Annotated in this window: 10 protein-coding genes and 1 pseudogene; 6 read left to right on the forward strand and 5 right to left on the reverse strand. The window is 58.9% G+C overall.

What is annotated here, in order from left to right; all coding sequences use genetic code 11:
• Positions 1-87: 87 nt before the first annotated feature.
• Complete coding sequence (locus AAAC48_RS13670) at positions 88-420, forward strand: metalloregulator ArsR/SmtB family transcription factor (RefSeq protein ID WP_340654701.1); 333 nt, start codon at positions 88-90, stop codon at positions 418-420.
• Between the two features lie 4 nt (positions 421-424).
• Positions 425-898: an SRPBCC family protein gene (locus tag AAAC48_RS13675; protein WP_340654702.1), complete on the forward strand. Its 474-nt coding sequence runs from the start codon at positions 425-427 to the stop codon at positions 896-898.
• 15 nt (positions 899-913) lie between these two features.
• Here AAAC48_RS13675 and AAAC48_RS13680 read toward each other — a convergent pair whose 3' ends face one another.
• Complete coding sequence (locus tag AAAC48_RS13680) at positions 914-1,870, reverse strand: DMT family transporter (RefSeq protein WP_340654709.1); 957 nt, start codon at positions 1,868-1,870, stop codon at positions 914-916.
• A gap of 307 nt (positions 1,871-2,177) precedes the next feature.
• Between AAAC48_RS13680 and AAAC48_RS13685 the strand changes: the two genes are divergently transcribed.
• The gene (locus tag AAAC48_RS13685; RefSeq protein WP_340654710.1) at positions 2,178-4,097 is read left to right on the forward strand and encodes a DUF882 domain-containing protein; all 1,920 of its coding nucleotides are present in this window, start codon (positions 2,178-2,180) and stop codon (positions 4,095-4,097) included.
• A gap of 102 nt (positions 4,098-4,199) precedes the next feature.
• Here AAAC48_RS13685 and AAAC48_RS13690 read toward each other — a convergent pair whose 3' ends face one another.
• From AAAC48_RS13690 to AAAC48_RS13700, 3 genes are all read right to left on the reverse strand, one after another.
• Positions 4,200-4,466 carry a DUF2277 domain-containing protein gene (locus tag AAAC48_RS13690; RefSeq protein ID WP_340654703.1) on the reverse strand — a complete coding sequence of 89 codons (267 nt, stop codon included), beginning with the start codon at positions 4,464-4,466 and terminating at the stop codon, positions 4,200-4,202.
• Positions 4,467-4,778: 312 nt separating this feature from the next.
• Positions 4,779-5,678: an SDR family oxidoreductase gene (locus AAAC48_RS13695; RefSeq protein WP_340654704.1), complete on the reverse strand. Its 900-nt coding sequence runs from the start codon at positions 5,676-5,678 to the stop codon at positions 4,779-4,781.
• Between the two features lie 42 nt (positions 5,679-5,720).
• Entirely contained in the window at positions 5,721-6,461 is a 741-nt protein-coding gene (locus tag AAAC48_RS13700; RefSeq protein ID WP_340654705.1) for an SDR family oxidoreductase, read from the reverse strand.
• Between the two features lie 125 nt (positions 6,462-6,586).
• Here AAAC48_RS13700 and AAAC48_RS13705 point away from each other — a divergent pair, with 125 nt between their 5' ends.
• Positions 6,587-7,492, forward strand: coding sequence for a LysR family transcriptional regulator (locus AAAC48_RS13705; protein WP_340654706.1), 906 nt, complete (start codon positions 6,587-6,589; stop codon positions 7,490-7,492).
• Here the strand turns inward: AAAC48_RS13705 and AAAC48_RS13710 are convergent.
• On the reverse strand, positions 7,489-8,094 hold the full coding sequence (locus tag AAAC48_RS13710) for a TetR family transcriptional regulator (RefSeq protein ID WP_340654707.1): 606 nt from the start codon (positions 8,092-8,094) through the stop codon (positions 7,489-7,491). The two genes, AAAC48_RS13705 and AAAC48_RS13710, sit on opposite strands and share 4 nt — an antisense overlap.
• A 105-nt stretch (positions 8,095-8,199) precedes the next feature.
• On the opposite strand from AAAC48_RS13710, the gene AAAC48_RS13715 reads away from it, so the two are divergent.
• Both AAAC48_RS13715 and AAAC48_RS13720 read left to right on the forward strand, forming a co-directional pair.
• The gene (locus tag AAAC48_RS13715; RefSeq protein WP_340654708.1) at positions 8,200-8,970 is read left to right on the forward strand and encodes an NIPSNAP family protein; all 771 of its coding nucleotides are present in this window, start codon (positions 8,200-8,202) and stop codon (positions 8,968-8,970) included.
• Positions 8,971-9,307: 337 nt separating this feature from the next.
• Positions 9,308-9,730 (forward strand): annotated as a pseudogene (locus AAAC48_RS13720) (transposase); the annotation flags it as partial.
• Positions 9,731-9,916: the final 186 nt, after the last annotated feature.

Here is a 9,916-nt window from a genome sequence, read left to right on the forward strand (position 1 = left end):
ATATTTGAGTCGTTCTGCCGGAGGCAATTCGCTTGCCTGCGACGACAAAACGATTGACAGTTTGCACGGATCACGATACTTAAGTATATGCTTAACCAAACGACACCACTCGACCTCATGTTCCATGCTCTCGCCGACCCCTCACGGCGCCTCATGGTCGAACGGCTGAGTCGCGGGCCAGCATCGGTCAGTGAACTCGCCGAGCCGTTGACCATGTCGCTTCCAGCGGTGGTGCAGCATTTGCAGGTGCTGGAGGCAAGCGGGCTGGTTCGTTCGGAGAAGATCGGCCGTGTCCGCACCTGCCACATCGAGTGGGCGGCGTTGCAGACGGCCGAAGACTGGATGATGGACCGGCGCAAGACTTGGGAGCAACGCCTCGACAGGCTGGGCGACTTTCTTGCCGAACAGGAAAAAGGCTAGATCAATGACCAAACGATCCGTGACACACGACACCTTCGTCATCGAACGCAGCTATTCGGCATCTCCTGCCCGCGTTTTCTTTGCCTTGAGCGACAAGCAGGCCAAGGAAAAATGGTTCGTTGGACCTCCGGAATGGGGAACCAACTATCACGAGATGGATTTTCGCGTCGGCGGACGTGAGACCAACAGTGTCGCGCCCGCCGACGGCCCAAGCCACCGGTTTGACGCCATTTATCAGGACATTATCGAGAATGAACGTATCGTCTACAGCTACGATATGCATATTGGCGACAAACGGATCTCCGTTTCGCTGGCAACGATTGAACTGACGCCGGAAGGCACCGGTACAAGGTTCAAACTCACCGAACAGGGTGCTTATCTCGACGATTTCGACGATCCTTCGCTGCGGAGGAAAGGTACCGAAGACCTCCTCGACGCACTCGGTGCTTCCCTGACCGAGGCTTCTGTCAACGCTTGACGAGAGCGCCCGGGCTCAGACGCTGTCGCCTGAGCCCGTAACGACGGTCTCCGCAGGCGCTTTGATGCGGCCTTGGCTTTTCAGCTGCTGCTCGCGGAAGAAGATGAAGAGGCCCGATGCAATGATGAAGCCCGCACCGATCAGCATCGGTGTGCGCGGCACATCACCAAAGACAAACCACCCAAACAGGATCGCCCATAACAACAGCGTATATTGCAGCGGCGCCACAGTCGCGGCATCCGCGAGTTTGAGTGCCCTGTTGACCAGAACATGGGCGAGCATGGCGACAACACCAAGCAGCCCCAACAGGAAAAGATCGCGCACGCTCACTGGCGTCCATTCGACGCTGATGGAGGCCAGTCCCGCAAGTCCAGCACCAACAATCTGCCAGAAGACCAGGGTCGTGTCCGGCGTACCGCGCAGGGATCGGCCGAGCAGCAGCATGGCCGCGAATGTCATGCTGCCGAGAATGGAAATGATTGCCTGCGGCGTCAATGCCTGCGACGACGGTTCGAGTGCAATGATCACGCCGATGAAGCCGACAATGATCGCGCTCCAGCGCCGCCAGCCGACAGGCTCCCCCAGGATAAACGGCGAGATGGCCGCCACATAGATCGGCACGGCCAGCCAGTAGGTCATCACGTCGGCAAGCGGCATATAAGAGACTGCGAAATAAAAGGCGAAGACTTCTGCGGTGGACATGAACACGCGCGCAGCTTGCATGGCGGGACGTTCCACCTCAACAAGCTTTCTTGGGCCGCCAATCCATAGAAATGGTGCAAGAACGATCAATGCCGCGACACTGCGGATGAACACCACTTGACCGACCGAATAGGTCGATACTAGCCACTTCCCCATGACGTCATTCAACGAAAACATCAGCATGCCGAGCAGCATGAGCAGCACGCCGTTGCGGGCTGCGGAGGTAATGGCCGTACTGGAAAGGGTTGCCGGGGCGTCGGCGGCATGGATGCGTTCCTGAAACGGGCGTCTTTTGCCCTCCTTTGAGCGATTTTTGCGCACCAATCCAGTCGAAAGATCACAAAATCATGAAATCCGCGTCATAAATCAGAGCTTGGGGGGCAAGCATCTGCAATTTCAGCCATAATCTCGACTTGAAGTTGTACTTTTTGGTAGATTGCCGTCGTTGGGGACGCGTTCATTGACATTGAAGACCGATGCTTTTGTGCATCAATAAAGTGGTCATTAACCAATAAATCGGATAGTCCGGCTATTCGGGGGTTGGAAAACGGTCAGGATTGGAACGATATTGTCAAACGTGAGTCATGCGCAGAGCGGCAATTCGAAGGGTGTTTCCGTTCTATTGGCCCGCTGGTTCGGTCCCCTCATGATCTTCCTGTCAATGCTGATTTCATCTGCCGAGGCCTTCGCCGAAACGCGCACCTTGAAGCTCTTCTTCGTCCATACCAATGAGCGTGCCGAAATCACATTCAAGCGCAATGGACGGTATCAGCAGGATGGCTTGAACAAGCTCAATCAATTCCTGCGCGACTGGCGTCGCAACGAACCGACCAAGATGGATCCCCGCCTCTTCGATCTCGTCTGGCAAGTCTATAATAGGGTCGGTGGCAGCGACTACATTCACGTCGTTTCCGCCTATCGTTCGCCGGCTACGAATTCCATGCTCCGCTCCCGTTCGCGCGGTGTTGCACGCAAGAGCCAGCACATGCTCGGCAAAGCCATGGACTGGTATTTGCCGGGTGTGAAGCTTGCGACCCTGCGGGCCACTGCGCTGCGGTTCGAAGCGGGCGGCGTCGGCTATTATCCGCGTTCAGGTTCGCCATTCATCCATACCGATGTCGGCAATGTGCGCCACTGGCCGCGCATGAGCCGCAGGGAATTGCTTGCCGTGTTCCCGGACGGCAAGACGATGCATGTTCCATCCGACGGCAGGCCATTGCCCGGCTATGAGCAGGCCGTTGCCGCCTACGAAGCGCGCAGGCGCAGCGGAGGCTCGATCCAGATCGCCAGTTCAAGTTCCGGGCGCAGGGGCAAGACGCTGTTCGGCATGCTCTTTGGCGGCGGCGCCGACGAAGAAGAGGATACCGGCGAGAGTTCAGTTGCTGTAGCATCGGCAGCGAAACCCTCGCGCACCGTTGCAGCGAAACCGGCAGCCGTTGCAGAAGAAAGCGACGAAGGCGGCGCCCAGGCGCCGGCCGCAGCGCCTGCGCCAGTCCCGGCTCCTACCACGGCGCGCGCGCAGCCGCAGGTCATCACCCCTGATCTTCCAGCGCGCGAGGCAACCGCGCCGTTAACAGCGCCTCGTCCTGAGGCACCGGTCGAAATGACTGCGGAAGACAATCAGGCTCTCACCTTTGTCGTACCGGTGCCGCTGCGCCGGCCGGACTATGCCCCCACCCCCGCACCGGCAGATGCATCGACACTCAATGCGCTAGCCCAGAACGAAGCGACGGTGGCCGTGCCCGCGCCCAAGCCACAGGATAGTGCCGGCGCGATCCGCGATCTGATCGCAGCCAATGTTGACGATTCGCAACCTGCCCCGACCCAGCCAGAAATGGCCAACGCGCTCGTGCCAGTTCCCTTCGACAAGCCCAAACATAATGACATGATGGTTGCTTCGGTTGTGCCCAGCCAGCGTCCGGCAGCTCCTGCACAGATTGCGCCTGCGGACGTCATCGCCGTTCCCGATGACAGTCTGACGCCAGAAGCGATCATCGCACAGGCCGATGCGGATAGTGGCGACGCTGTTTCAGATTTGCAGACTCCAGCGGAATTGCCGGCGCCGGAAATCACGAGCGGGCGTGTCCAACCCGGCGGCCATCAAAACCAGCAGATAGCATCCGTTGAACCGCAGCCCTCGCTGCGCCGGACCATGCTCGCGGCAAAGGGCGACCCGACTGCCATGCTTGACAGCGGCGTAATGACGACGGCGAAAAAGGCCAAGCCGCATCGTCAGACCGCCCAGGATCAGAGCGCCAAGGCGATCCTGGTCTCGTCAGACGTTCCAGATCGCGCCCTGTCGGCTGAGCAGGTCGCGGAGACGGCTCCGGCCGTGGTGCCGGCGGTCCTGCGCAACAACTCGATGCGCAAGGCACCGACGACGGTCTATACGGCTGGCTTCCAGCAGAACCTGCCCGTTGCAGATGCCAACAAGTTCACCGGCAAGGCCGTGACCTTCATGCAGATCGCCAAATTCCATCCGGCGAGCGGCATCTAATTCCACCGACTATCCTATAGCCCGGCGACCCTGACAAAGGGCCGCCGGTATTGCTTTGGTGCCTTTCGGCGTTGACCGAGAGTGCGCTACCGCCTGTTGGGTCTACGCGAATCTGGCCCTCGAGCGCTCGCGTAGCTTCTCGGCCTCGACGGCACGATCGCGCGCCGGAGCCTGTGTATGCAGGGAGGCAAGTAACCGCCGTGCGGCATCAGAAACTTCTACAACGGCGCGGTCAAAGGCTTCCGCGTTCGCCTGAGATGGTTTGTTGAAGCCGGAGAGCTTGCGCACAAACTGCAGCGCGGAAGCGTCGATTTCGTCCTTGGTCGCCGGTGGTTCGAAGTTGAACAGCGTTTTGATGTTGCGGCACATGGCGGACTCCCTGTTCTCGTCCACAAAGATAAAGCCGGGCATCGTCCGAACGAAAGCCCGTGAATGCTATCCCCATCCAACCGCGATGCGCCGAATTTTGCAATATTGTTGTCGATGCAGCTACGAGAGCCCGCTGAACAGCCCGCAGCGGATCCGGCACCAAGACAAGACATCAGACAGGGCCGTGACCTCCATGCAGATCGCCAAATTCCATCCGGCGAGCGGCATCTAATCAGTCGATAACAAAAGACTAACGGCCCCAGTTGGGGGGCCGCAGCCGGTTTCGTTTTGATGCTCATTCGGGTTTTTGCATTAGGCCTTTCGCATCACTTTCGCTTGCAGCAGATCGGCGATGCCAATACGGCGGGCGAAATCGATGCGCACCTCTTCGGCAAGCTCGATGACTTCTTTTGCACCATCGCCGACGAAATCGATGATCGAACGGGCCGGACGCGAGCCGGCTGGCAAACCGACGATGCGGACAATCTCATCAGCCACAGCCTTGGGATTGGCATCCTCCGGTGTCAGCGCGCTCAACCGTTCACCGACCTGATCCATGATCCCGTCATAGCGATCATAGGCAGCGGCCCGCCCCTCGTCAGCGGGCTTGCCGGCAGTCGGGAAATGCGCGGTACCCCTGGTAAAGGCACCCGGGACGACGATGGAGGTTTCGATACCGAAGCGTGCGATCTCATAGGACAGCGTGATGGCAAGTGAATCCATCGCTGCCTTTGCCGCCGCATAGGGGCCCATGAACGGCGGGAACCCGCCCTTCGTGGTCGTACTGCTGATCCAGAGCATCAGTCCGGACTCCTGCTCCCGTAATTGCGGCAGAGCTGCGCGGTTCACCCGCTGCGCGCCGAGAAGATTGGTGTCGAAGACCTTGACGATCTCCTCCGGCGTGAAGGCCTCGGTTGGACCGATCACCAAATGACCGGCATTCTGCATGACAATGTCGAGACGGCCCTGCTCCTTGACGATGGTGTCCACTGCTGCGTCCGCTGATTCCTGCGACAGGACGTCGAGTTCAAGCGGGCGCAGGTCGACATTCTTTGCCTTGGTCCAGGCGCGAATCTCGTCGGCGCGCTGCTTGTTACGGCCGTCCACGTCGCGCATGGTGGCGTAGACGATATGTCCGGCTTCGGCCAGGGATTCGGCGGTGAGTTTGCCAATGCCACTTCCGGCGCCGGTAACCAGAACAACTGATTTCATGATCGTATTCCTTCTATGGGCTTGGGGATGAAAGGAGTGATTTCAGACAAGGCCACCATTGGCACGCAGGATCTGACCATTGACCCAGCCGGCATCAGGACCGGCAAGGAACGAGATGACACTGGCGATGTCTTCGGGCTGGCCGAGGCGTTCGAGCGGCGCCGCCTTGCTGAATTGCTCGATGAGTTCGTCGCTTTTGCCGGTGAGGAAGAGATCGGTGGCGATCGGCCCGGGGGCTACGGCATTGACGGTGATGTTTCGGCCACGCAGTTCCTTGGCGAATACATGGGTAAAAGTCTCGACCGCCGCTTTGGTACCCGCATAGACCGCATAGCCGGGCAGGTTTGTGCCGACCACCGAGGTGGAGAAATTGACGATCCGCCCGCCATTGTTCATGCGCGTTGCCGCCTCGCGCAACGTGTTGAACGTGCCCTGCACATTGATGGCGAAGGTCTGCTCAAAAACAGCGTCGCTCGTCTCCGCCAGCGGCATGACCTTCATGATCCCGGCATTATTGACCAGAACATCGATCTTGCCGAGCTTCTGTTCAGTTGCATCGAACATTGCACGGACATCTTCCGCCTTCGAAACGTCAGCCTTAACCGCAATCGCCGTATGACCGGCCTTCTCGAGTTTTTCAACGAGCGCATCGGCCTCGGCCGAGCTGCTGGCATAGTTGATCACCACGGCAAAACCATCGGCTGCAAGGCGCTGCGCAACGGCTGCGCCGATACCACGAGCTGCGCCGGTGACGATGGCAACCTGCTTTTGAACCTGTGTCATTGTTCTGAACTCCGTGTTCGTGTTGACAATGACCACACTATGCTTCAAACGAAATTCGCGATAATTAGCCAATATTTGGCATCACTATTCGAATTTCTATAACAATGGATTGGACAGGTTCTGCGATGGATCGCTTTCAGGAGATGCAGATCTTTGTGCGCATCGTAGAGCGGCGCAGCTTCACCAGTGCCGCTGACGATCTGCACATCCCGCGCGCCACGGTTACCAATGCGATGAAACGCATGGAAGACCGGCTGGGCACACGGCTGCTCGACCGGACCACGCGCCAGGTCAACCCGACGCTCGACGGCGAGGCTTATTACAATCGCTGCCTGCGTCTCCTTGCCGATATGGAGGAAGCGGAGGGATCGTTTCGCTATGCCGCACCGAAGGGCCTGCTCCGGGTCAATCTGCAAGGCACGCTCGCCCGGCATTTCGTCATTCCGGCCCTGCCCGCCTTTCTGGCGCGCTATCCGGCGCTGGAACTCAGTATCGGCGAGGGCGACCGGCTGGTCGATCTGGTGCGCGAGGGCATCGACTGCGTCTTGCGAGCTGGTGATCTGCAGGACTCGTCGATGGTTGGTCGCCGGGTTGCGCAGATGGAGCAAGTCACCTGTGCCAGCCACGACTATCTCGCCCGCCACGGCGAACCGAAGGACTGGAAGGATTTCGCCGGCCATCTGGCCGTCAACTTCATTTCGAGCACTACAGGCAGGCCCTACCCGCTCGAATTCAACACCAAGGAAGGTCTGAAACTGGTAACGCTTGCCGGGCACGTCGCGGTGACCGGTGCGGAAGTCTATACGGCTTCGGCCGTAGCCGGGCTTGGCTTCATCCAGGTTCCCCGCTACCGCGTCGCCGCGGAGCTGGCGGATGGCACGTTGCAGGTGGTATTGCCGGACTGTCCGCCGCCGTCGATGAGTGTCTCGGTGCTCTACCCGCAGAACCGCCAGCTTTCCTCGCGCGTCCGCGCTTTCGCCGACTGGCTCAGCGAGATTTTCGCAAAGGTCCCAGGACGAATGCCCGGCTAGCTCATGAGCGTTTCCAGTTGCACGGCGCAGGCACGCAGCGGCTCGGCGCTCTGACTTGCTTTCGCCATCGCCATGGCACCGGAATAGCTTGCAACGATCAGCGTTGCGAGATCGTGCGCCCGTGACACGTCCATATCCGGCCTGTCGGAGTGCAATCTGAGCGACAGGGCGATCCGCCATCGCTCGAAGACACTATTCACCGCCTCACGGAAATCCGCATCCGCGAGCGACAATTCCAGTGCGAGATTGTTGAGCGGGCATCCTGTTACCGCGCGATTGCGCTCCAGCGTATCGGCGACGCCGTTGAACACATTGCGGATACCCGCCGCAGCCGACGAAGCAGTGGCGACAGGCCGTATGGCGGTCTCGTCGACCTCCGGCGCCACCCTTTCGGCAATGACGGCAAGACCCAGGGCTTTCTTGGTCGGGAAATGATGGTGGAGCGCCCCGCCAGTCGTCGCGGCCGCACGCACGACATCCTGCACACTGGTGGCGTTGTAACCCTGTCGCTGGAAGAGATCCGCAGCCACGTCGAGAATCTTCCCGCGCATTGCCTGCGGATTGTTGGTCCGTCTGGGCCTGTCCGTATTGTCCTGTGTCATGTTCTGCCTTCACCTCCCGTCACAGGATAACAAATTGACAAAACAGGGCAACCGGTCTTATTTAAAATAGGACAACCTGTTTGTTTTATGCCGGAGGGGAACCTTATGTCTATCACTGCACCAGCCGCCAACCCCGCACCCATCAGCGAAAGCCCGCGTCACAGCGCGATTGTGGAACTGCGCCGTTATACGTTGCATCCCGGACGCCGCGACGATCTCATTGCACTGTTCGACACGCATTTTCTGGAGGGACAGGAGTTTTGCGGAATGAAGATCATCGGCCAGTTCAGGGACCTCGATGATCCGGATGCCTTCGTATGGCTCCGCGGTTTCGAAGACATGGAAGCTCGCCATAACGCGCTGTCTGCATTTTATGATGGCCCGGTCTGGGGTGAACATCGCAATTCTGCCAATGCAACGATGATCGATTCGGACGACGTCCTGCTGTTGCGGACCGCCGGCGATTCCGGCGGCTTCGCGCTTCCCGCCGAACGGCCCCGCCTGGGCTCCACTGATCAGTCGCCCGCCATCATCCAGGCGGTGACCTACAAGCTCAATTCGCCTGCCGAACAGGGCTTCCTCGCCTTCTTTCAGCAAACCCTCGCGCCAGTTCTTCAGGCGGCAGACGAACAACGCATTGCCCTTTTCGCCTCCGAGCATAGCGAAAACACCTTCACCCGCCTGCCGCTACGCCTCGGCGAAAATGTCGTGGTATCTTTCTCGCGTTTCGACAACGCCGCCGCCCATGCATCCTTCACCAAGGACCTCATCAGCAACCCAGCATGGCTAGCCGCACAGGAACAGCTTTCGACCTATCTCGTCGCCCCGCCGGTTATCGCGCGGCTGGCGCCTACGGGGAGGTCGCTGCTGAGATGACCAGCAACTGGGAATATGACTGAGGCAGAGAAGCGCCAGCTTGATTCGTTCAGGATGCAGGATCGTCACCCAGCCGCTGAATCCTCAGACCTACCGCACGAAGTGCAGAACTATATTTCGACCATCGAGATGGACCACTATGACCTCAAGCAGGAAAAAGCTGCCTCTCGCGCTCTCGTTTTGAGCCTTGGCGGCGCAGCTTTGCTGTACACGAGCTACTACGGCATCCCACCCGCGGAATCGATCTGGCGGTACATCGGCGGGCTCGTGTTCCTGATCGCGCCATGGATTTATTACAAGGTCGAATGGAATCGTAATGCCGAGGAATTCTTGCCCCCGTGCCGTGGATCAGGACGGCTTCGTCCTCGACGTTCTGGTGCAAAGCCGCCGAAATGCCAAGGCGGCAAAGCGTCTGATGCGAAAGCTGCTGCAGAAGCAGGGCTGTTCACCACGTGTAATGATCACTGACAAACTAGGCTCCTATGCCGCCGCAAAGCGGCAGATCATGCCAGGTGTCGAGCGTCGCCGGCACAAGGGGCTGAAATAACCGGGCAGAGAATTCGCATCAGCCGAGCGACGGGAGAGGATTATGAAATGCTTCAAGTCAGCACGACAGTTTCAACGCTTCGTCTCCATCCACGATCCGATCGCCAACCTGTTCCACTTTCCCCGCAACAACATCTCATCTGGCGAACATCGCGATCCGCGCAACCAGGCGATGAATGTCTGGCGTGAACTCGCATGCCTCAACGCCCCCTGAAACCAGCACCAAAGTCATAAATGCGCCGGAACTCACCCCGACATCAGAACTGGGTTTTTAACTTTACGATGCCGCCCTGCGTGCTGGATCAATCTTCGCCATTCGGTATCCCTTTTTTCTGCTCAATCGAATCTCGTATTGACAATATAGTCGTTCTGACGTATTTGTCCAACTCGAAATTGAATC

It is taken from the genome of Phyllobacterium sp. (assembly GCF_037994405.1).
GTDB lineage: Bacteria > Pseudomonadota > Alphaproteobacteria > Rhizobiales > Rhizobiaceae > Phyllobacterium.

Coding starts and splice junctions, on each gene's coding strand:
- AAAC48_RS13670 (WP_340654701.1), top strand. CDS start 88: ATGCTTAACCAAACGACACCACTCGACCTCATGTTCCATGCTCTCGCC.
- AAAC48_RS13675 (WP_340654702.1), top strand. CDS start 425: ATGACCAAACGATCCGTGACACACGACACCTTCGTCATCGAACGCAGC.
- AAAC48_RS13690 (WP_340654703.1), bottom strand. CDS start 4,466: ATGTGCCGCAACATCAAAACGCTGTTCAACTTCGAACCACCGGCGACC.
- AAAC48_RS13695 (WP_340654704.1), bottom strand. CDS start 5,678: ATGAAATCAGTTGTTCTGGTTACCGGCGCCGGAAGTGGCATTGGCAAA.
- AAAC48_RS13700 (WP_340654705.1), bottom strand. CDS start 6,461: ATGACACAGGTTCAAAAGCAGGTTGCCATCGTCACCGGCGCAGCTCGT.
- AAAC48_RS13705 (WP_340654706.1), top strand. CDS start 6,587: ATGGATCGCTTTCAGGAGATGCAGATCTTTGTGCGCATCGTAGAGCGG.
- AAAC48_RS13710 (WP_340654707.1), bottom strand. CDS start 8,094: ATGACACAGGACAATACGGACAGGCCCAGACGGACCAACAATCCGCAG.
- AAAC48_RS13715 (WP_340654708.1), top strand. CDS start 8,200: ATGTCTATCACTGCACCAGCCGCCAACCCCGCACCCATCAGCGAAAGC.